Here is a 22874-nt window from a genome sequence, read left to right on the forward strand (position 1 = left end):
CAGCGCGGTCTCGCGCGTGCAGGGTGGGGAGGTGATCACCGTTGCACTCGCCAGGACCCTCCGCGACGCCGGCCTGCGCTGGCACCCCGAGACGGGCGACCGGTTCGTCATCGACAAGCCCGAGGTGGACGAGGACGTCTACACCGTGTCCGAGATGACCGTCGAACGCCACGACTCCCCCACCGGCACGATCCTCGGCTTCAACGGGACGACCGAGTGGGCGCTCGACTCCGTGACCGCGTCGGAGTCGCTGTGGCTGCCGCGTGAGGACCAGTTGCGCGAACTCCTCGGGCCGTCGTTCATCGGGTTGACCCGAGTGTCGGTGAACGGCCGGATCGTCTACACGGTCACCGCGACGATCGCCGGCGCGGACCGGAGCTTCGCGTCCGAGGTCCCCGCGATCGCCTACGGCCAGGCGCTGCAGGCGTACATCGCCGCTGCGCTGGAGTGACGGACCGCCCCTGTCCCTGGGCTGGGACAGGGGGCGGTCCGTGTTGGCTGCGCTGTGTCGTGCCGGCGCCGCTGCGCGTCAGACCTGGCGGTCGTCCGGGCGGCGCTGACGGCGCCAGAGCAGCAGGACCGCTCCGGCGAGCAGGAGCACGATCGTCGCGGGGACGCCCATCGCGAGGACGGTCGATCCGGTGAACGCGAGTTCCACCGGCGCGGCGGAGGGCTTCTCGGCGGCGGGCACGGGCTGCGGCTCGGCGTGCAGCTTCGTGTGCACCTCGAGCGAGAACACCCAGACCGGCTTCGTCGACGCCGCGGCGGTGGTCACGCCGAACGTCGCTGGCGTCGCGGTCTGCCCCGTGCTCGCAGCACCCGGCTCCTCGGTCGTGGCACCGTCGGCGCGCGTGACCTGGCCGGCCACCTGACCGGTGATCGCGACCTCGCCGGTCGCTGCTTCTTCCTCGGTCACGACGTGCGCGTCGCTCTCGCACGTGGCACGCTGCCCCGGCTCGACCGTGGACTCCTCGCAGGTCACCGCGGGCATGCCCTCGGCCTGCTGCAGGTCGTGCACCGCGAGGTTGCCGGTGTTGAGCACCTCGTAGCGGACAGACACGCGGTCGCCCGGGCGCAGCACGTGGTCATCGGCGACGACCTTCGTGCTGCCGTCGGTTCCGTGCAGCACCGGCTCGGCGGACAGGTCGAGGGCGCTCTTCGCCGTCAGGCCGACCTGGACCTCGTCGCGCGAGGTGACGGAGTCTCCGGCGGGACCGGTCGCGTCGAGCACCGCTGCGACCGTCACTGTGCCGTGGTCGACGTCCGCCTGGGTGAGCACGTACTGCGGGGTCGTGCAGTCGATCGACGCACCCGGTGCGACACCCTCGCCGACGCACTCGACCGGTAGACCGGCGAGTTCGACGACCTCGGCGCGGGTCCCCGTCAGCGTGACGTTCCCCGCGTTGGTGGCGCGGATGCCCACGCTCACGTGGTCACCGGCGCGCGGCGCCTCGTGCTCGGACTCCGCCAGGTGCGCGGTGACCTGGACCTGCACGCCCGGGGCGCGCTCGATCGCAGTGCCGGCCTTCGCGCCGGCAGTCACGGTCTGGTCGTCCGGGCCGACGGCCGCTGCGGTGAGGGCGAACTGCACCTTGCCCGCGTCGACGTCGCCCTGGGTGAGCGCGTACTCCGCCGCTGCGCAGTCCGCCGAAGCACCGGGAGCGACCCGCTCGGCGGGGCAGGCGACCGTCGTGCCGGCCCGCTCGTCGACGATGCCGCTCAGGTCGTGCACCGTGACGTTGCCCGTGTTCGTGATCGACATGCGGACCGATGCCGTGTCGCCCGCGGTCGGGGCTCCGTGGTCGGTGTCGTCGAGCGCAGCCGTGGCCGTCGTCGTGATCGACGGCGCTCGCACGATCGAGAGTGTCGTGTCGGCACGGGCCTCGACGCGCTGACGGTCGGCACCGGTCGCTGCGCTCGACAGCACGAACCGGACGGCACCGCTGTCGACGTCGCTCTGGGTGAGGGTGTACTCGGACACCTCGCACGTCACCGCGGCGCCCGGGGCGAGATCGTCGTCCGGGCAGTCGACCTCGAGGCCCGCACGGTCTTCGACCTTGCCGCGGATGCCCGTGACCGTGACGTTGCCGGTGTTCCGGATCGTCATCGTGACCGTCGCGGTGTCGCCGGCCAGGGGGACCTCGTGCTCGTTCGCATCGAGGACGCTCGTCGCCGACACGGCGATGGCCGGCGCGCTGACGAGCTCGACCGCCACGGTGTCCGATGCCTGGGCACGCGAACCGCCGGGGCCGTTCGCGTTGACCGTGAGCGCGAAGTCGACGGTGCCGGCGTCGATCTCGTCCTGCGTCAGGACGTGGTCGCCGACGGAGCAGGTCGCCGCGGCGCCGGGGGCGAGCGCACCCTCGGCGCACTCCACGTCCAGGTCGCGGCCGTCCACCTCGGCAGCGAGGCCCCGCAGGGTGGTGTTGCCGGAGTTGCGCGCCGAGACGGACAGCTCGACGTGGTCACCGGCCTTCGGCGCGCGGGACTCGTCGGCCAGGCCGGCGGTCGCGGTCGCGACGATGCCGTGCTGGCGGTCGACGGTCACCGACGCAGAGTCCGAAGCAGTCACGCGACGGTCGTCGGGTGCGGTGGCGGTCGAGGTCAGGGCGAACCCGACCGTGCCGGCGTCGATCTCCCGCTGGCTCAGGGTGTGGTCCGGAACGGTGCAGTCGACGCTCGCGCCGGGTGCGAGCGGGGAGGTCGGGCAGGAGACGGGCATGCCGTCGCGGTCCTCGACCTCGGCGGCGACGTCGCGGAGCGTGACGTTCCCGGTGTTGCGTACGGCGACGCTCAGCGTGACCTCGTCACCGGGAGCGGGGGTCTTGCCGGCGGTGTCGAGCGCCGGGGTGACGGTCGTGGCGAGCGCGGGGGCCTGGGCGACCGTGGTCTGTGCGGTCCGGGCGTCACCACGGACCGGCTGACCGGCGGCGTCGACTGCGGTCATCGTGGCGACGAACGTGACGGTGCCGCGGTCGACGTCGTGCTGCGAGACGGGGTGCGAGCCCTCGACGGCGCACTCGATGGACGCGCCGGGCGCGAGGCGGGTCGGCGGGCACGCGACGGTCATGCCGGGCTCGTCGGCCACGGTCACCGCGAGGTCGCGGATCGAGACGTTGCCCTCGTTGGTCACCGTCACCGTGAGCCCGATGTCGTCACCGACCGCGGGGGCACCGCCCCGCACGACGGGCGTGATGGCGAGCAAGGCGCGCGAGGTGGTGCTCGAGGTGGGGACGGTGGCGGTTGCGCTGGCCGTCACGGCCTGGCCGGCGCGCGATCGTGCAGAGACCGTGGCGGTGTCGTCGATCGAGCCGTGGTCCAGGTCGTCCTGCGTGACCGGGCGGGGAGCGGTCGCGCACGCGGCGGATGCTCCGGGGGCGAGCTGCCGCACGTCGCAGTCCGCGTCGCCGTTCGGGCTGGTCAGCGTGACGTCCCGCACCAGGACGTTGCCGGTGTTGTCGACGGTCGTGCGGAACGAGACGGTCTCGCCGAGGTCGGCGACGGCGTCACCGTTGCCGCCGGACAAGACGGCCTGGTCGGTGACGCGCAGCTCGTTCACCTCGGGGGCGAAGGTGATGCTCGCCGAGCCGGTCGGCAGGTCGACGCCGGTGCGCTCGGTCACGGCGTCTGCACCGATCGTGTACGTGCCGGGAGCCGAGGCGCTGACGTCGAACGTCACCGTGCAGTCCGGTGCGTCGATGTCCAGGTCGCCCGACGCACCGATGGTCGTGGCATCTGCCTCGACGTCGAGGTCCGCCGCGGCGCAGGTGGTCGCGACCTTCGGGTCGGACGCGACGCTGAGGCCTTCGGGCAGCGCCTCGGCGAAGGACCAACCGGGCTTCGAACCGTGCTCGCTCGTGTTCACGACGCGCGCCGTCATGCGCGCGGTGTCCCCGACGATCGGGGCGCCGGAGAACTCGTTCGCCAGGGTCGGGGTCGAGTCGACGATCGTCACTCGGTCGATCGCGCCGTCGTTGCCGCTGTAGGACGACTGGGCGTTGCGGAGACGCCATCGCAGGGTGTCGCCGGAGAAGAGCACGCCGCCGTTCGAGACGAACTCGCCGCCCTTGTACGTGTTGCCGCCCGCGGTGAAGGTGCTCGAGCGAGGGTCGTTGCAAGGGTCGAGGGGACGCTCGGACACCGGGTGCTCGGCAGATCCGTCCACCAGCAGGAAGTCGAGCAGCGGGTGGTCGAACCCGACACAGCTTCCGGCGGCGGCGCTGACACCGAACGAAACGAAGCGTCCGGTCTGCCCGAGCGAGAAGTCATCGCGCGACTCGATCTGAACGGCGTTCCGCGGCAGGTTGCGCGACGCGGTCCAAGCACTCACGACGTGGTTGGTCTCCGGGTCCTCGCCGGTGATCTGCCCGAGGACCGACCCGAGCTGCTTGAGCTGGGGGTTGGCGTCGCAGGACGCCATGTCGGAGCTGCTGGCGCTCGTGACGATGCCGTTGCACTCAGCGGCGTTGATCCACGCCGGGTCGGCCGTGTAGGTCTCACCGTTCGCGCCCTTGTACGCGTTCAACAGCACCGGCGTCGTCGTGACGCTGTTCTCGAAGTCCTCGACGAACAGGATCGTGGAGTCGGCGGCAGAGTCGGTCCGTGCGGATCCGGCGTCGGCCGCGGGGGCCGGGACTGCCGTGGCGGCGAGCGGGGTGGCGAGCGCGGCGACCAGGCCGGCCGCGGTCGCCACGGCGGCGACGCGCGGCGCGGTGCGCGCACGAGGGCGTCGTGAAGCGTGTCGGTTCATCACGCCAGAATACCAATATTCTGCATTTGACTTGAACGGGCCTGGGAGCGAGCGGAATGCCTGGGAGCTGGTCGGGTGTTGTCTGGACTCATGACCGTTCCGAACATCACCCTGAACGACGGCAAGACCATCCCGCAGCTCGGCTTCGGCGTCTTCCAGATCGACCCTTCGTCGACCAAGGAAGCGACGCTCACGGCGCTCGAGGTCGGCTACCGCCACATCGACACCGCCGAGATGTACGGCAACGAGAAGGAGGTCGGCGAGGCCATCGCGTCGTCCGGCATCCCTCGTGACGAGATCTTCGTCACCTCGAAGCTCAACAACGGCTTCCACGACCCTTCGGCAGCTGCCGAGAACGGCAAGAAGTCGGCCGACCTGCTCGGCGGCTACACCGACCTGTTCCTCATCCACTGGCCGCTGCCCACCGTCTCGGACTTCGTGCCGACGTGGAAGGCGCTCGAGGAGCTCTACGCCGCTGGCACCTCCCGCTCGATCGGCGTCAGCAACTTCCAGGCCCACCACCTGCGCCGCCTGCGTGCCGAGACGGACGTCCCGCCGGCCGTGAACCAGATCGAGGTGCACCCGTACCTGACCCAGGACGAGCTCCGCGCCGTGAACAACGAGCTCGGCATCGCGACCGAGGCCTGGTCCCCGATCGCCCAGGGCCTCGTGCTCGACGACGAGACCATCACCCGCATCGCCGGCGCCACGGGCAAGAGCCCGGCGCAGGTCGTGCTCCGCTGGCACATCCAGCGCGGCGACATCGTGTTCCCGAAGTCGGTCACGCGTGCCCGCGTCGAGGAGAACTTCGCGATCTTCGACTTCGAGCTCTCCGACGAGGACATGACGGACATCACGACTCTCGACAAGGGCCACCGAACGGGTCCGGACCCGGACACGTTCGACTACGTCCCGGCCTGATCGCTCGGAACACACGACGAAGCCGCCCGGGGAGACCCGGGCGGCTTCGTCGTCTCCGTCGCGTCCGGAGTCGTACCGGTGTGGATCAGGCGTCGGCGTCCGGGCCCACCTCGAGTCGGCGACGTCGAAGCGTCAGGAGCACGCCACCGGCGGCCGCGAGCCCCAGGCCGAGGACCGCTGCGACGAGCACCCCGTCGGAGCCCGTCCACGCGAGCCGGTCCGGTCCGCCGGACGACGGTCCGCCGACGGTCGACGCGTTCTGGGGACCGTCCCCGGGCCCAGCGGCGGAACCGGCACCCGGTACCGCGGTCGGATCGGCCGTCGGCCCCGCGGTCGGCGCCGTGGTCGGATCCGGCGTGGGTTCCGCCGTCGGCTCCGGCGTGGGCCCCGGCGTCGGGTCGACCGCACCGGCCTCGATCTCCACCCGGAGCTCGGCGGACGCGACCTGCCCGGCGTTCGACGTGATCTCGTACCGCACCGGCGACGCGACCCCGCTGAAGCCGTCCTCGGGCGTGAACGTCACCCGCCCGGCGTCGTCCACGACGTACGTGCCCTCGCCCGGAACGCGCAGCTGTTTGCCGTCGTCGGACAGCTCCGCACCGTCGAGTCCCTCGTCGGTGAGCCGCAGCGAGCCGAGGTCGGCACCGCTGCCGTCGAGCGCGTCGTTCCCCACGACGTCCACGACCACTGGTTCACCCTGCTGTCCGGTCGCAGCGTCATCCGAGGCGACGGCGTCCGGCAGCACGACGTCGAACGCGATCGTGTCCGTGTTGTTCGTCAGGTCGACGTCGCTCACCGAGCCGTCCCGCGCGACCGCGGCCCGCCCTTCGTCGAACCGGCCGGTGGTGAAGTCGGTGACACTCTCCACCGGCGCCGAGTACGTCCCGCTCCTCGTGGTCGCCGGCACGGTCCCGCGGGCCAGCAACTCGATCTGTCCTCCGGGCGGCGCCGTCCAGTCGGTCGCCACGACTCCTGCGCCCTGATCGGCACCGCACGACGCGCCGCCCGTGGCCTCGCACGACCAGGTGACGTCCTCGAGCGGGAGCGCATCGATCAGTGCCGTCGTCCGCGCCACTGCGTCGGTGGGCCCACCGATCGTGGCCGGCCCGTCGTTGACCGATCGGACGCGGAACGACACGTCGTCGCCTGAGGTCACCGGCCCCTCGGTGTCCACTGACGCCGTGGTCACGACGTCGGTCGGCTGTGTGGCCCGCACGTTGCGGATCTCGTGGAACTCGGCCCGCCCGCCGGTCGACGCGCTGAACCCGAAGCGCATCTGGCCGGGCAACGCCGTCGCCGGCAGGTCGGTCGAGATCAGGTGGTGCAGCTCCGCCGGCTCCGAGCCGACGGGGGTGGCGTCCGACATCGTGACGATGGCCGTGATGCCACCGGCGTCCCGGGGCACGACGTCGACCTTCACGTGCCGGTAGGTCGCCGTCTCGGCGTCGACGCCGCGGTCCTCGAGGAACCCGTCGCCGCGGTTGCCCGTCGTCGCCAGCACGGGGTAGCACTCAGCCTCGGCCCCGCGGACGGTGACGGCGTTCTGGATGAACTCCGGCAGCGCGAAGTTGCCGAACCGGTCGAACCCGACGCCGACGACACCGCCGTCCAGTCCTGCCGAGCAGGCGGACTTGCCGTCGAAGTAGCCGAGTCCGCCGCCCACGGGGCCGATGGAGTCGAGCGGCATCGCGGCGTCCTGCAGGAAGAACCCGATGCCGTCGGCGTACCCGGTGTCGGTGGGGCTCCACATCCGCTGGTCGAACTCGACGGTCAGTCCGTTGCTCGAGTCGTACGGCACCTCGTTGTACACCGCCGAGGCCATGTACTTGGCGTTGTCGGTCATCCGCAGCCACTTGCCCGCCGAGCCGTTCTCGACGATCGCGGCCTGCTGGTCGTTCGAGGCGATGCGAGCCCAACCCGACGGCATCGTGGTGCCGACGAGCAGGTCCACGAACGGATCGTGGACCGGGAACGGGTCGACGGCGTGGGCCGGTGGTGCATCTGCGACGACGCCCGCGCCGGCGACGAGCGCGCCCAGGGCGACCATCGGGACCAGCGCGACGGTGACGGCCGCGCGGGACGGACGGGCACGAGGCGGACGGGCCGGCGGTGGAAGAGCACGGGTGGAACGAGTGTGCATGGGAGTCCTCTCTGACGGTGCAGGAGACGACTGTGCACGGGCCGCGGAGTGGTCCTCAAGTATTATCCGTACGATATTCCGCGTTCGGTATGGCGGGCCTCAGTGCGGGGCAGCGACCGACGCCGTGACCGTGAACTTCGGGGTGCGCAGGACCTGCCGCGTCGGCCCGACCAGGCGCTCCAGTACCGGCCGGTAGCGCAGGTGCCCGTTCCACACGCACCACAGTTCGCCGCCGGGCTGCAGGACGGTGGCCGCGTTCCGGAACATCGCCTCGGCCGCGTCGGTGGTCACCGTGGTGTCCGCGTGGAACGGGGGGTTGCAGAGCACGAGCTGGGCGGACCCGACGGCGAGCTCGTCCCCGGCGTCGGTGCGCAGTGCCGTCACCCGGTCAGCGACGCCGTTCGCCTCGGCGGTCGCCCGTGTGGACGCCACCGCGATCCGGGACACATCGGTCGCGATCACCTTGACGTTCGGCCGCCGCAGTGCGATCGCCGCGGCGATGACACCGTTGCCGGACCCGAGGTCGACGACGGTCCGCGCGGTCGGCACCGCGGCGTCCATCGCCGCGAGCAGCACCCGGGTGCCCTGGTCGAGCGAGGTACCGGCGAACACCCCGCCGTGCGCGACGAGCGTCATGCCGAGGTCGTCGACGTGCACCGATCTGGGCCAGGGATTGGTCGCGGCCGCACGGTTCGCCTGGGCACGCAACGGGTCCTGCGCGATGAGCAGGCGCGACTTCCCCCGCCCCCGCGAAGCCGTGACCTCGCCGAACGAGCGGCGCAGCACGTCGTTCTGCGACAGGTTCATGTACTTGACGTTGCCGCCGCACAGCAGCACGACGTCGGGAGCGGCGAACCGCGCGACGGCCCGGGCGATCTCGTCGAGGCGGTCGTGTGACTTCGACAGCCGCAGCACGACGAGCCGGACGTCGCGGAAGGCGTCCTCGAGCGAGTCCGGATGGTGGAAGCCGCGGAGCCCGAACGTGCCAGCGTTGGCCTCGAGCGCGCGTTCCCCGACGAGCGAGTCCTGCACGACCCGGATGTCCGATGCGCCGTACTGCGTGATGAGCCCGAGGGTCAGGACTCCAAGACGGTCATCGACGACCGCCACCTCGCCGGGCTGCCGCAGGGCGTCCCCGTGCACGTGCGGCGCCTCGTCGATCAGGAACCGGTCGGTGCCGTCGATCGCGATGAGGTCCGGGGCGGTGTCGTCGCGGCGGCGGAAGAGGTCGGCGAAGTCTGGCACCGCGTCAGCGTACCCATCCCTTGACGGCGGACCTCGCAGCGGCGCGGACGACCGCGTCCAGTTCACGCGGACCAGCGTGCGACTGCACGTCGCCGCCCGAGCTCCACGACGGCAGGTCGGTCCGGGGGCGCTCCTCGTTGCAGGGGACTCAGCCGGTGGTGCCCTCCGCACGCAGCTCCAGCGACGAGTCGCCCGCGACCGCGTCGGCCGGGACACGGACGACCGGCTTCCAGCGAAGCGTCGAACCCGGGGGCATCGAGAACCCCGAACCCGTCTGCAGCGTGAACCGCATCGTCGTGCCGCCGTCGGCGAGCGTCCCGCCCCGCAGCACGAGGTTCGCGCTCGTCCGCCAGTCCTCGCCCGGCTTCCGGTACATGCCGGCGAGCGTCGACTGCCCGGGTGCGAAGGTCGTGCCGTCCGGACTGGTCAGCGTGATCGCCCCGGTGATCGTCGAGATCTGGGCGTGGACCTGCAACCCGGCCTCGACCTCGACGTCGGCGCCGCGGGTCAGGGCGGTCTTCGGGCCCTGCAGTCCGGACAGGGACTGCCACCCCGGGATCGCCTCGGGCGCGGTCAGGTGCAGTTTGCCGTCCGCGATCCGGAACGCCTGGGGCGCGCTCGAGTCCGAGATGAGCGAGTCGGAACGGTACGCGGCGAGGAGCGTCGGTTGCGCGTGCAGGACGAGCACGAACTCGCCGTCCGCGTACGGGCGGTCCCGGAAGGTCTCGTCGAGGACCTTGCCCGTCTGGTTGCCCTGCACCGTGCCCGTGGCGAGTACCGTGCCGTCCGCCGCGAAGTGCGTGACGGTCAGGTAGGCGTTCGATCCCCAGGACCAGTGCGCGTCGTAGGACGTGACCGCCCGCCACCGGAGTTCCTCGTTCCGCTGATCGAGCCACAGGTCGCCGACGACGCGGTTCGACGCCCCGCGCAGCACGATCGAGTCCCCGCCGACGGCCGCAGTCCTGACGACGATCGTGTCCTCGGCGCCGGTGTCGCTCCGGAGCCGCACGAGGAGCCGTCCGGTGTCGGTACCGACGGCATCGGCGACCGCTGCGGCGTCCACGGCGGTCGCGCTCCCTCGGCCGCTCGCGGTCCCGAGCCCGGTGACCGTCGGCGCGGCGACCACGTGCTCGCCGACTGGCACGGGCGACACTGCTCCGGTGACCACGCCGACCGGCGGGTCGTAGTCGGGGACGAGTCGTTCCACGATGCGGTGTCGTGAGTCGACGTTGTCCCAGATGGGCTCCCGCAGGTCGGGGAGCGCAGCGATGACAGCGCGGGTCGCGTCCGACATCGGGAACCCGAGCTGGTCGTAGAACGGCGCGAGGTCGCGGTCGGCCACCCGCGAGGCGACCTCGACGAAGATCGCGTGCTTGTCGTCGATGGTCAGGGCGTTCACGTTCGTCTTCGCCGCCTCGGCACGCAGCGCCGCGAAGAACCTCGGCAGGTAGCCGTCGCCGAACGCGCGGCGCAGCTGTTCCCATGCCAGGAGCCGGACCCGGTCGTGGGCGCCTTCCCAGTCCCGGTCCGCGATCGGTGTGGTGAAGTACCGCTCGAGGAGCGGGATGCTCTCGTCCCACCGGCTCCCGAACCCGAGTCCGTCCTGCACGGCGAGCGCGGACAGGTTGGTGATGGTCTCCGCGGTACCCGGGAAGATGTTGATCGGAGCTTCGTAGGTGTGGCCGATCTCGTGCCACAGCCCCCACAGCCCACTCAACGGAAGCCGGAAGAGATCGGCGGCAGCACCGGTGCCGGTCTGGAACATGATGCGCGCGTTGCTCGCGTTGGCGTACCCGGCACCGGAGTCGGGTGAAGCGATGTGGATCCGGTGCGGGTACTTGTGCGAGGTCCCGACGGCACGCTCGTCGAGGCCGTACGTCTCGTTCGTGAGCTCGATCACCCGGTCCCAGTTCGCGGTGCGCTCCGCGAGGTCGGCACCGGCGATGGCCGTGCCGGTCTTCGGCTTCTGGAAGTCGCCGAACATCCGGTCCGACACCACCTCGACGAACGGTGCATCGGCGAACCGCCGGAGGTCCGCTGCGAACGAGTCGGCGGTCGATTGGCCCCGGACGTAGGTCGGGACGGCAACACCGCCGGCGATCGTGACCGTCGCTTCTCCGGTGTCCGCCGCGCTGACCATCGAGACCATCCCGTCGTGCGGAGCCGTGACACGGTTCACGCCAGCGGTCAGTCGCGTCTGCTGGTACCCGACATCGGCGCCCGAGTTGTGCGCCGCGTACGGGCCGATCAGCCCGATGGCGACGTCCATCGCCGGCGCACCGGTCGGTACCGACACGGTGACGACGTCGCCGGCGGCGACGAACCGTCCGGCAGGCTGCAGATCACTGTGCCGGAACCGCCGTCCCTCTGCTGTGGCCGCGGCCGCAGCATCACCGATGCCGTGCACCAGGACGCTCGTCGCGTCGCCGTTCGCCGAGTGCTCGATCACCGTCTCGTGGACGTCGACTCCGCCGGTTGCCGCTGCGGCGACCCCGCCACCGATGGCGAGTGCCGTGACGATGAGGACAGCAGGGAGGGCAGGAAACAATCGCATGCAGATATTTTACATGCGGTATGGCGATTCGGGAAGGGTCAGCGCGGCCCGCGGTACAACACGATCTGCGTGTTCCGCTGCGGCCGCGCACCGGCCCGCAGCGACACCGCGGCCCCGGTGGTCGTCGCCGCGAACACCCGCGCGCCGGGCCGGTTGATGAGCTGGTCCGCCAACGCGGTCTCGAGCTCGCGCACCCGGTCGCGTAGGTCCTTGTTCTCGTTCTCCAGGTCGAGCACGCGCCGGATTCCCTCCAGCGACACCCCCTCGGAGCCGAGGCGCGCGATCTCGCGCAACTGCGCGACATCGCGCATCGAGTAGCGGCGGGAACCGCCGCGGGTCCGCCCGGGCACGACCAGGCCGAGCCGGTCGTACTGCCGCAGCGTCTGCGGGTGCATCTCGGACAGCTCCGCGGCGACCGCGATCGCGAAGACGGGCGAGTTCTCGTCCATGTCGGTCATGGCGTGTTCCTTCCGTCGTTCGCGTGGGGTGAAAACCAGCCTGGAGGCTCGGTGCGGCTTCCTGACGGAGCCGCACCGTTCCTCCAGGCCGGTCTACTGCTGTGGTTGCGTGACGCTAGTCGCCCGCCTTGGCGAGGATGTCCTCACGCGGGTTCTCGTCGGGCAGGGTCGCCGCGAGTGCCTCGACGGCCTCGCGCTGCTTGTCCGACAGGTGCGACGGCACCGCGACCTGGACGGTCGCGAGCAGGTCGCCCGTGCCGTTCTTCGTCGCCACGCCACGGCCCTTGACGCGCAGGACGCGACCCGACGGCGTGCCGGGAGCGATCTTCAGCTTGACGGGCGAACCGCCGAGCGTCGGGACCTCGATCGTCGCGCCGAGCGCTGCCTCGACGAACGTCACGGGGACGTCCACGCGGAGGTTCAGCCCGTCGCGCTCGAACACCGGGTGCTTGCGGACCGAGACGGCGACCACGAGGTCACCGGCCTCGCCGCCGTCGGGCGAGGGTTCGCCGCGGCCGCGGAGCCGGATCTTCTGGCCGTCTGCGACCCCCGCGGGGATGCGGACGTTCACCGGTCGACCGTTGCCCTGCGACAGCTTCACGGTGTCGCCGGCGATCGCGGTGGTGAAGTCGAGCGTCGTCGACGCCGTGACGTCGCGACCCTTCGTCGGTCCGCCGAAGCCGCGGTAGCCGCCGGACGTCTGGCCGAAGCCACCGCCGCCGCCGAACATCCCGCCGAGGATGTCCTCGAAGCCGCCGGCACCGCCCGGGCCGCCCTGGCCGAAGCGGACGCGCTGTCCGCCCCCGCCCTGCTGCTGCCCGAACATCCCGCCGAAGACGTCCTCGAAGCCACCACCCTGGCCTCCGCCGCCCGCCGTGAAGCGGGCGCCGGAGCCCATGGCACGGACCTGGTCGTACTCCTGGCGCTGCTCCTTGTCGGAGAGCACCGAGTAGGCCTCGCTGATCTCCTTGAAGCGGTTCTCCGCCGCGGCGTCACCCGGGTTGGAGTCCGGGTGGAACTGCCGGGCGAGCTTCCGGTAGGTCTTCTTCAGCTCGGCCTCCGACGCGTCCTTCGACACTCCGAGGACCTTGTAGAAGTCCTTGTCGAACCAGTCCTGACTGGCCACTGGTACCTACCTTCCGTTCCGGCTCAGGCCGGGACCGCCACCGCGACCTTGGCCGCACGCAGGACGCGCTCACCGAGCTTGTAGCCCGGCTCGACGACGTCCGCCACGGTCTGGCCGGTGGCACCCGGGGTCGGGAGCTGGACGATCGCCTCGTGGATGTTCGGGTCGAAGGCTTCACCCTTCTCGCCGATCTGCACGAGCTTGAACTTGTCGAAGCCCCCGCGGATCTTCTGGCCGATGACCTGCATCGGACCCTCGGCGAGGTCACCGTGGGCCTCGGCCCGGGTGAGGTCGTCGAGCGCCGGCAGCAGGGCCCGCACCACTTCGGCGATGGCGACCTCGCGGTTGGCCTCGCGGTCACGCTCGACGCGCTTCCGGAAGTTCACCAGCTCGGCCTGTGCACGGAGCATGTCCGCGCGCATCTCGGCGACGAGGTCGCGGTCCGTGTCGGACAGCTTGTCCTCCTGGATACCGCGGGCGGCGTCGTCGAGCAGGGCCTGGTCTTCCGGGGAGAGGTCGTTCGCCGCGTCCGTTGCCGGACCGCCGGCGGCGGGGCCGTCGGTCGGTACTTCGACGTCGGGCCCCTCCGCCTCGATGAGGTCCTCGGGCTCGGCCGCGTTCGTGGCGTCGCCCTCGACCTGGGGTTCGTCTTCGTTGGGCGCGTTGCCCTTGGGGTCCGTCATCGTTACTTCTTGTCCTTGTCGTCCTCGTCGTCCACGACCTCGGCGTCGACGATGTCCTCGTCGTCCGCCGGCTGCTCACCCGCGGGCTGCTCGCCACCGGCTGCACCGGCTGCACCGGCTGCTGCGTCCTGCTGGGAGTAGATGGCCTGGCCGAGCTTGCCCTGCGACTCGTTGAGCTTGTCGAAGGCCGTCTTCACGGCGTCCTCGTCCTCGCCCGCGAGCGCGGACTTGAGCGCGTCGACGTCGGCCTGCACCTCGGACTTGACGTCCTCGGGGAGCTTGTCGTCGTTCTCCTTGATGAGCTTCTCGATCGAGTAGACGAGCTGCTCGGCCTGGTTGCGACGCTCGTTGGCCTCGCGACGGGCCTTGTCCTCGGCCGCGTGCTCCTCGGCTTCGCGGACCATGCGCTCGATGTCCTCCTTCGGCAGCGACGAGCCGCCGGAGATGACCATCGACTGCTCCTTGCCGGTGCCCTTGTCCTTGGCGGACACGTGCACGATGCCGTTGGCGTCGATGTCGAAGGTGACCTCGACCTGTGGGACGCCACGGGGAGCCGGCGCGATGCCGGTGAGCTCGAACGTGCCGAGCGGCTTGTTGTCGCGGGTGAACTCGCGCTCGCCCTGGAAGACCTGGATCGCGACCGACGGCTGGTTGTCGTCAGCGGTCGTGAAGGTCTCGCTCCGCTTGGTCGGGATCGCGGTGTTGCGGTCGATGAGCTTCGTCATCAGGCCGCCCTTGGTCTCGATGCCGAGCGACAGCGGCGTGACGTCGATGAGCAGGACGTCCTTGCGCTCACCCTTCAGCACACCGGCCTGCAGTGCCGCGCCGACGGCGACGACCTCGTCCGGGTTGACGCCCTGGTTCGGGGACTTGCCACCGGTGAGCTGCTTGACGACCTCGGCCACGGCGGGCATGCGGGTCGAGCCACCGACGAGCACCACGTGCGCGATGTCGTTGACCGAGACACCGGCTTCCTTGATGACGTCGTTGAACGGCTTCTTGGTGCGGTCGAGCAGGTCGGAGGTCATCTGCTCGAACTGTGCGCGCGAGATGGTCTCGTCGAGGTTGAGCGGGCCCTCGGCCGTGAGCGTCAGGTACGGCAGCTGGATGTTCGCCGACATCTGCGACGACAGCTCCTTCTTCGCCTGCTCAGCGGCTTCCTTCAGGCGCTGCTTGGCGATCTTGTCCGTGGACAGGTCGACGCCGTGCTCGTCCTTGAACTTCTTGATCAGGTAGTCGACGATGCGCTGGTCCCAGTCGTCGCCACCGAGGCGGTTGTCACCGGAGGTCGCACGGACCTGGATCGTCGAGAAGTCGTCGTCCTTGCCCACCTCGAGCAGGGAGACGTCGAACGTGCCGCCACCGAGGTCGAAGACCAGGATGAGCTCGTCTTCCTTGCCCTTGTCGAGGCCGTAGGCCAGAGCGGCCGCGGTCGGCTCGTTGATGATGCGGAGGACGTTGAGGCCGGCGATCTCACCGGCGTCCTTCGTGGCCTGGCGCTCGGCGTCGTTGAAGTACGCCGGCACGGTGATGACCGCGTCGGTGACGTCTTCACCGAGGTACTGCTCGGCGTCGCGCTTGAGCTTGCCGAGGGTGCGGGCCGAGATCTCCTGCGGCGTGTACTTCTTGCCGTCGATCTCGGTGGTCCAGTCGGTGCCGACGTGACGCTTGACCGACGCGATGGTGCGGTCGACGTTCGTCACGGCCTGGCGCTTGGCGGTCTCGCCGACCAGGACCTCGCCGTCCTTGGTGAAGGCGACGATCGACGGCGTGGTGCGGAGGCCCTCGGCGTTCGCGATGACGGTGGGCTCGCCACCCTCGAGAACGCTGACGACCGAGTTGGTGGTTCCGAGGTCGATGCCTACTGCACGTCCCATGTGTGGTGCTCCTTCTTGCTCGAGGTAAGTCGATGGACTTGCGTCCGATGGACTCAACTCTACTCAGGACCCGGCTCGCGTCAACTCAGGGCGGCCGAAGTTGCGTCGATCCCACTCAACTCCCAGCCAGCAGCGCGCCATGCAATGTTTCGCATGTCATATGCCATGTGATATTCTGGGCTTGCAGGCTGGCCGAGAGGTCCTGGACTGCGATCCCCCACCGTGCCGCGGATTTCCGGCGGCCCTCCCCGAAAGAACGTCACATGTCTCGAAAGAAGAGGGCAACGGCCCTCAAGTCCTTCGGCGCGGCAGGTCTCGCCGCAGCCACGCTCGTCTCCGGCTTGTCCTTCGGTCCGGCCGCCTCCGCCGCTTCCGCGGCCCCGTCCCCCACCGCATCGGGTGATCGCCTGACCGGCAAGATCGTCTTCAAATACCCTTTCAACGAGCAGTACGCCGCTGTTGATAAGAACTTCGGCTCCAAGTGGTATTCGACGTACGAAGCGGCACTGCAGAACGCCGCTCCAGGATGGGAGATCCCCGCCAAGGGATCAACAGGCATCATCAAGAACAGCGACGGTCGCTGCGTACAGAATCCTGGCTGGGACTTCGGCGGACGGCTGTTCTTCATGGGAGCCTGCGACTCGGTTCAAGCTCAGAGTGGCACTTACTACTCCACCGGTCAGCTGGCGATGGCCCCGTGGGCGATGTGGCACAACGGTTCAGGCTTGTCGACTGGCAACCAGTCGAGCCTTGAACTTGCGAGCGGCAAGGACATGCGCCCCGCGCAGTCCCCACTCGTTGCGAAGGTCGACTCCGTGGACAACGTCGCGAAGACTGCCGTCGTCTCCGGCACCGCCACCCCCGGCGCCGCTATCACTGTCAGCGGCACCTCGTTCGCGACCACCGCAGACGGCACCGGCAAGTGGTCCCTCACCGTCCGCGACCTCCCCGTCGGTGCGAACGGCCGCACCATCATCCAGAAGGTGAACGGCACCGAGGTCGACCGCGTCAACGTCACGATCACCATCGGCGCGCCCTCGACGACGCTCGGGACGTACAACCTCACCGGGAAGCCCAACACCGGCGACGCCTTCGCCAACGGCACCCAGGGCACTGTCTCCTGGAACGCACGAGCCAAGACCGGCGAGACCGGCGTCGACATGGAGAGCGGAACCTCGTACTCCTGGCTGTTCACCATGCCCCGCGGCTACGAGGTCTACGACCTCCCCGCCGGGACGAACAACGGCGTGTGGAAGGACGAGTGGATCACCGGAACCAACTCGAACGGCCTCCAGACGCTGACCTACAAGGCCACCAACGTCTCCGCGGTCACGCAGAAGAACGTCGCCAAGGGCGTCGCCACCCGCACCTTCAAGATCCGTGCGACCACGCAGCCGACAGCCGACGCCACCCTGTTCACCGTGTTCACGGCACCTCCGGGATACACCTCCACCACGCCCCAGGCCTCCACCATCCTCAAGGCCGGCGTCGGGAACAGCGTCGTGGTCCCGGAGACGACTCCCCCGGTCGCACTCAACCGCGGCGCGACGACGACCGTCCCGGTCACCGTCAAGACCACCGGCGCACGCTCGGGCGTCAACGCCACGATCGTCCTCTCTGCGCCCGCCGGCACTACCTTCGCCAACGCCGACACGCGTGCCGTGCAGTACAAGACGCCGGACGGCAACTGGACTGACTCGTCGTACCTCGGGATGCGCAACGGTGTCCGCTCCGACAGCAACACGAAGCTCACATACGCCGTCAACGGCTCCGGCTTCGATGTCCCCGCCGGCACGCTCATGCGGTTCAACACCCTGGTGTCCACGCCCGCCCAGGCCGCTGGCGGCAACAGCACCGTCGGCTACGTGTTCGCTGGCACGAGCACCCAGGGTGCCTTCAGCGCGACGGGGTCGACGGTCACCACGCTCACCGCTGCCGCCACGAGCCCGATCACGGCGAAGGTCGATTCCGTCGACAACGTCGCGAAGACCGCCGTCGTCTCCGGCACCGCCACCCCCGGCGCCGCGATCTCCGTCAGCGGCACCTCGTTCGCGACCACCGCGGACGGCACCGGCAAGTGGTCCCTCACCGTCCGCGACCTCCCCGTCGGTGCGAACCCCCGCACCATCATCCAGAAGGTCGGCGGCGTCGAGATCGACCGCACCAGCGTCACGATCACCATCGTCGAGAACGGCCCCATCATCGGCGTGCCCCAGCCGAACGTGACCCTCAGCCGCACCACGCCCACCAACGTGCCGTTCGTGGTCGAGAACCAGGCGACCCGCACCGGCATGGAGGGGACCGTCACGGTTGCCGCTCCAGCCGGCACCACCTTCGCGCCCGGCCAGACCACGGTCACCGGACAGTGGCGCAACGGCTCCAGCGGCGCGTGGGCGAACTCCGAGGTTCTCAACCTCAAGAACGGCCGCCTGTTCGACAACAACCGCCAGATGGAGTTCAACTTCGGCAAGACCGGCGGCTCGCAGAGCGCCGGCCAGCAGTTCCGCTGGAACCTCAAGGTCGACGCCTCGAACGCCACGACGACCTCGAGCCAGATGAACTACCTGTTCATGGGCACCAGCTCCATCGGCAGCTACCGCGTCAACGGCTCGACCCCGACGACCCTCGAAGAAGCCCCGGCGAACCCGGCACCGCTCATCGTCCAGACCCCGACCAACGGGTCCACCGTCACCACCAAGCGCCCGGTGTTCTCCGGCACCGGCGACGAAGGCGCAACCATCGAGGTGAAGGGCAACGCCGGCCAGATCATCGCCACCGCAACCGTCAAGGACGGCAAGTGGTCTGCCCCCTCGGACATCGACCTCACGAACGCCGCCTACGACCTCACCGTCACCCAGACGCCCGTCCGCGGCGACACCTCGAACGCACGCGTCAACTTCACCGTCGAGGCGGCTCCGGAGTCGACCACCCTCGGCATCCACAACCTGGGTGCGGCACCGGACTCGGGCGAGGTGTTCACGAAGGACACGACCGGCAAGGTGCGGTGGAATCCGCAGGTATCGGCGAATCCCACCGGCATCGACATCGAGAACGGCAAGTCCTACTCGTGGACGTTCACCCTGCCGGTCGGCTACGAAGCCGTCAACCTTCCCGATCCGTCGACCTGGTACGGGTGGCACGTGGAGTGGTTGAAGGGCACCACCTCCGACGGCCAGCAAACCGTCACCTACAAGAACACGAACGTCTCCGGCGAGACGATGAAGAACGAAACCACCGACATGGGCGAGCGCTCGTTCAGCATCCGTGCCACCGAAAAGCCGACCGCGGACAGCACCCTCACCGCCTCGTTCACGCCGCCACCGTCGTACACTTCCTCGTCTCCCAAGGGATCGGCGACGCTGAAGGCTGCCGCCGCGCTGACCGCCACGGTCGGGACCGTCGACAACGTCGCGAAGACCGCCGTCGTCTCCGGCACCGCCACCCCCGGCGCCGCGATCTCCGTCAGCGGCACCTCGTTCGCGACCACCGCAGACGGCACCGGCAAGTGGTCCCTCACCGTCCGCGACCTCCCCGTCGGTGCGAACCCCCGCACCATCATCCAGAAGGTCGGCGGCGTCGAGATCGACCGCACCAGCGTCACGATCACCATCGTCGAGAACGGCCCCATCATCGGCGTGCCCCAGCCGAACGTGACCCTCAGCCGCACCACGCCCACCAACGTGCCGTTCGTGGTCGAGAACCAGGCGACCCGCACCGGCATGGAGGGGACCGTCACGGTTGCCGCTCCAGCCGGCACCACCTTCGCGCCCGGCCAGACCACGGTCACCGGACAGTGGCGCAACGGCTCCAGCGGCGCGTGGGCGAACTCCGAGGTTCTCAACCTCAAGAACGGCCGCCTGTTCGACAACAACCGCCAGATGGAGTTCAACTTCGGCAAGACCGGCGGCTCGCAGAGCGCCGGCCAGCAGTTCCGCTGGAACCTCAAGGTCGACGCCTCGAACGCCACGACGACCTCGAGCCAGATGAACTACCTGTTCATGGGCACCAGCTCCATCGGCAGCTACCGCGTCAACGGCTCGACCCCGACGACCCTCGAAGAAGCCCCGGCGAACCCGGCACCGCTCATCGTCCAGACCCCGACCAACGGGTCCACCGTCACCACCAAGCGCCCGGTGTTCTCCGGCACCGGCGACGAAGGCGCAACCATCGAGGTGAAGGGCAACGCCGGCCAGATCATCGCCACCGCAACCGTCAAGGACGGCAAGTGGTCTGCCCCCTCGGACATCGACCTCACGAACGCCGCCTACGACCTCACCGTCACCCAGACGCCCGTCCGCGGCGACACCTCGAACGCACGCGTCAACTTCACCGTCGAGGCGGCTCCGGAGTCGACCACCCTCGGGACGTACAACCTCACCGGGAAGCCCAACACCGGCGACGCCTTCGCCAACGGCACCCAGGGCACTGTCTCCTGGAACGCACGAGCCAAGACCGGCGAGACCGGCGTCGACATGGAGAGCGGAACCTCGTACTCCTGGCTGTTCACCATGCCCCGCGGCTACGAGGTCTACGACCTCCCCGCCGGGACGAACAACGGCGTGTGGAAGGACGAGTGGATCACCGGAACCAACTCGAACGGCCTCCAGACGCTGACCTACAAGGCCACCAACGTCTCCGCGGTCACGCAGAAGAACGTCGCCAAGGGCGTCGCCACCCGCACCTTCAAGATCCGTGCGACCACGCAGCCGACAGCCGACGCCACCCTGTTCACCGTGTTCACGGCACCTCCGGGATACACCTCCACCACGCCCGTCGCGATCACGACGCTCAAGGCAGCCGAGATCCCGGCCGACCCGGCACCGCTCGTCGTCCAGACTCCGGCCAACGGCTCGGTCGTGGACACCAAGCGTCCGACGTTCTCCGGTACCGGTGACGAAGGCGCGACCATCGAGGTCAAGGGCAACTCCGGCCGTGTCGTCGCCTCGGCGACGGTCAAGGACGGCAAGTGGTCCGCTCCGGCGGACTTCGACCTCGGCGAGGGCTTCTACGACCTCGGCGTGACCCAGACCCCACTCACGGGCTCCGCCGAGACGAAGCGCGTGAACTTCACGATCCGCACCGAGGCCCCGGCGAACCCGGCCCCGCTCGTCGTCCAGACCCCGGCGAACGGCTCCACGGTCGACCAGAAGCGTCCGGTGTTCTCCGGTACGGGTGACAAGGGCGCACGTGTCGAGGTCAAGGGCACGTCCGGCCGCGTCGTGGCCGCTGCAGTGGTCGATGACAACGGCAACTGGTCCGCCCCGGCGACGTTCGACCTCGGCAACGGTGTCTACGACCTCACCGCGACGCAGACCCCGGTCCGTGGCAACGCCGACTCGAAGCCCGTCTCGTTCACGATCAACGCCTCGGAGTTCTCCACGGCGCTGACCGCCACGGGCGCCTTCGACCAGGACGTCACCAAGCCCGCGACGATCTCGGGCGCGGCGACCACCGGCGCGACCGTCGTCGTCAAGGACAGCCTCGGCAACGAGATCGGCCGCGTCGTCGCAAGCGACGGCCGCTACACGATCCCGGTCCCGGCGAACCGCGCACAGTTCGGCGTGAACGAGTTCAGCGTCACCCAGACGCTGAACGGCAAGACCTCCGCAGCCGTGAACGTCTCGCTCGACTACGGCACGCCGACGCCGATCAACATCACCTCGCCGGCGAACGGCGCGACCGTCAACAAGGAGGGCCTGACCTTCACCGGCACCGGTCAGACCGGCGCGAAGGTCACCGTCCGTGGCACCGTGAACGCGATCGCCAGCGGCGACGTCGTGAACGGCGAGTGGACCGCCAAGGTCGACTTCCCGCTGACGAGCAACCTCTACAACCTGTGGGCGGTGCAGACCACCAAGGGCGGTCTGACCACCCAGCAGGCGATCACCGTGACGGTCACGGACGAGCAGGCGGTCACCCCGCTCACCGCAACGGCGGCGTTCAACACCACCGACGAGAACCTGCCGGCGACGATCTCCGGCGCGGCCCAGATGGACGCGACGGTCACCGTGAAGGCTGCTGACGGCTCGATCGTCGGTACCGCGAAGGCGACCGGCGGTCGGTACACGATCACGATCCCGCCGGCCAAGGCCGCGTTCGGTGTCAACACGTTCACGGTCACCCAGACCGTCAACGGCGCCGTGTCCGCCCCGTTGAACCGCTCGCTCGACTACGGCAACCCCGTCGCCCCGGTGATCTCCACCCCGGCGAACGGCGCCACCGTGACGAACGGCCAGATCCGCTTCACGGGCACCGGCGCCACCGGCGCCAAGCTCGACATGCGCGGCAAGACCTCGTCGATCGGTGACACGAAGGTCGCCAACGGTGCCTGGACGGTCGACGTCTCCCGGCAGCTCACCCCCAACCTCTACGAGCTGCACGCGCTCCAGACGAGCAAGGGCGGGCTGACGAAGCAGGCCGAGATCACCGTCACGGTGCAGGACAAGCGGGTCACGGAGCTCACCGCGGCCGGCTCGTTCCAGGCCGACGTCGAGAAGCAGGCCACGATCAGCGGCAACGCCCAGACCGGCGCGACTGTCGTGGTCCGCGAGGGCAGCACCGTCATCGGCACCACCACCGGCGCCGACGGCAAGTACTCGCTCTCGATCCCGGCCACCGTCGCGGGCGTCCGCACCTTCACCGTCACCCAGACGGTCGACGGTGAGGTCTCCCCCGCCAAGACGGCGACGCTCGACTACGGCACGGCGACCCAGGTCGTCGTGAACACCCCGGCCGAGGGCGCACAGGTCCCCGGAACCGGCATCACGTTCACCGGTACCGGCCAGGCTGGCTCGAAGGTCGTCCTCGGCGGCACCACGAGCCGACTCGGCGAGGCCACGGTCAACTCCGAAGGCGAGTGGTCCATCACGATCAGCCGCACGCTGACCCCGCAGGTCTACGTGCTCTACACGAAGCAGATCACGAAGGGCAACCTGATCGGCGACGCGGTGGTCACGACCATCAACGTCACCCAGTAACACCCCAGCAGGACCCGACGGCCCGACCCCACCCAGGGGTCGGGCCGTTCGGCGTCCCCGGCACCTGCGCAACGCGCAACGCCACCGGCACCGGCACGACAACCCAGCAACCGCAACCGCAACCGCACCGGCCCACCACCCAC

Annotated in this window: 11 protein-coding genes; 3 read left to right on the top strand and 8 right to left on the bottom strand. The window is 69.7% G+C overall.

The genetic code is table 11. From position 1 onward, the window contains the following. Positions 1 to 31 precede the first annotated feature (31 nt). A complete protein-coding gene (locus GVL05_RS13695; RefSeq protein WP_159573461.1) occupies positions 32 to 451 on the top strand; it encodes a pilus assembly protein CpaE in 420 nt (139 codons plus the stop codon). 78 nt (positions 452 to 529) lie between these two features. On the opposite strand, the gene GVL05_RS13700 is transcribed toward GVL05_RS13695, so the two are convergent. Beyond that, a complete protein-coding gene (locus GVL05_RS13700; RefSeq protein WP_159573462.1) occupies positions 530 to 4750 on the bottom strand; it encodes a hypothetical protein in 4221 nt (1406 codons plus the stop codon). A 90-nt stretch (positions 4751 to 4840) separates the two neighbouring features. Here GVL05_RS13700 and GVL05_RS13705 point away from each other — a divergent pair, with 90 nt between their 5' ends. Continuing rightward, complete coding sequence (locus GVL05_RS13705; RefSeq protein WP_159573463.1) at positions 4841 to 5671, top strand: aldo/keto reductase; 831 nt, start codon at positions 4841 to 4843, stop codon at positions 5669 to 5671. Between the two features lie 85 nt (positions 5672 to 5756). Here GVL05_RS13705 and GVL05_RS13710 read toward each other — a convergent pair whose 3' ends face one another. The 7 genes from GVL05_RS13710 to dnaK form a co-directional block, all read right to left on the bottom strand. Next, positions 5757 to 7811 (bottom strand): hypothetical protein, encoded by a 2055-nt coding sequence (locus tag GVL05_RS13710; protein WP_159573464.1) that lies wholly within the window; start codon positions 7809 to 7811, stop codon positions 5757 to 5759. Between the two features lie 99 nt (positions 7812 to 7910). Next, positions 7911 to 9056: a class I SAM-dependent methyltransferase gene (locus GVL05_RS13715; protein ID WP_159573465.1), complete on the bottom strand. Its 1146-nt coding sequence runs from the start codon at positions 9054 to 9056 to the stop codon at positions 7911 to 7913. 148 nt (positions 9057 to 9204) lie between these two features. Beyond that, positions 9205 to 11610 (bottom strand): M60 family metallopeptidase, encoded by a 2406-nt coding sequence (locus GVL05_RS13720; protein WP_159573466.1) that lies wholly within the window; start codon positions 11608 to 11610, stop codon positions 9205 to 9207. 38 nt (positions 11611 to 11648) lie between these two features. Then, on the bottom strand, positions 11649 to 12059 hold the full coding sequence (locus GVL05_RS13725) for a heat shock protein transcriptional repressor HspR (RefSeq protein ID WP_123293837.1): 411 nt from the start codon (positions 12057 to 12059) through the stop codon (positions 11649 to 11651). A 124-nt stretch (positions 12060 to 12183) separates the two neighbouring features. Then, positions 12184 to 13194, bottom strand: a complete 1011-nt coding sequence (locus GVL05_RS13730; protein WP_159573467.1) for a DnaJ C-terminal domain-containing protein — start codon at positions 13192 to 13194, stop codon at positions 12184 to 12186. A 23-nt stretch (positions 13195 to 13217) separates the two neighbouring features. Then, positions 13218 to 13877 carry a nucleotide exchange factor GrpE gene (locus GVL05_RS13735; RefSeq protein ID WP_131921354.1) on the bottom strand — a complete coding sequence of 220 codons (660 nt, stop codon included), beginning with the start codon at positions 13875 to 13877 and terminating at the stop codon, positions 13218 to 13220. Between the two features lie 2 nt (positions 13878 to 13879). Beyond that, positions 13880 to 15754: a molecular chaperone DnaK gene (dnaK, locus tag GVL05_RS13740; protein WP_159573468.1), complete on the bottom strand. Its 1875-nt coding sequence runs from the start codon at positions 15752 to 15754 to the stop codon at positions 13880 to 13882. Positions 15755 to 16017: 263 nt separating this feature from the next. Here dnaK and GVL05_RS13745 point away from each other — a divergent pair, with 263 nt between their 5' ends. Beyond that, positions 16018 to 22731 (top strand): Ig-like domain-containing protein, encoded by a 6714-nt coding sequence (locus GVL05_RS13745; protein WP_159573469.1) that lies wholly within the window; start codon positions 16018 to 16020, stop codon positions 22729 to 22731. Positions 22732 to 22874 lie beyond the last annotated feature (143 nt).

Origin of the sequence: Curtobacterium sp. 18060, from assembly GCF_902706105.1 — a bacterium.
Taxonomy (GTDB): Bacteria; Actinomycetota; Actinomycetes; order Actinomycetales; family Microbacteriaceae; genus Curtobacterium.

What these genes read in the sequence shown, in the direction of transcription:
- GVL05_RS13700 (WP_159573462.1), bottom strand. Translation starts at nt 4,750, where the DNA reads ATGAACCGACACGCTTCACGACGCCCTCGTGCGCGCACCGCGCCGCGC.
- GVL05_RS13705 (WP_159573463.1), top strand. Translation starts at nt 4,841, where the DNA reads ATGACCGTTCCGAACATCACCCTGAACGACGGCAAGACCATCCCGCAG.
- GVL05_RS13710 (WP_159573464.1), bottom strand. Translation starts at nt 7,811, where the DNA reads ATGCACACTCGTTCCACCCGTGCTCTTCCACCGCCGGCCCGTCCGCCT.
- GVL05_RS13720 (WP_159573466.1), bottom strand. Translation starts at nt 11,610, where the DNA reads ATGCGATTGTTTCCTGCCCTCCCTGCTGTCCTCATCGTCACGGCACTC.
- GVL05_RS13725 (WP_123293837.1), bottom strand. Translation starts at nt 12,059, where the DNA reads ATGGACGAGAACTCGCCCGTCTTCGCGATCGCGGTCGCCGCGGAGCTG.
- GVL05_RS13735 (WP_131921354.1), bottom strand. Translation starts at nt 13,877, where the DNA reads ATGACGGACCCCAAGGGCAACGCGCCCAACGAAGACGAACCCCAGGTC.
- dnaK (WP_159573468.1), bottom strand. Translation starts at nt 15,754, where the DNA reads ATGGGACGTGCAGTAGGCATCGACCTCGGAACCACCAACTCGGTCGTC.
- GVL05_RS13745 (WP_159573469.1), top strand. Translation starts at nt 16,018, where the DNA reads ATGTCTCGAAAGAAGAGGGCAACGGCCCTCAAGTCCTTCGGCGCGGCA.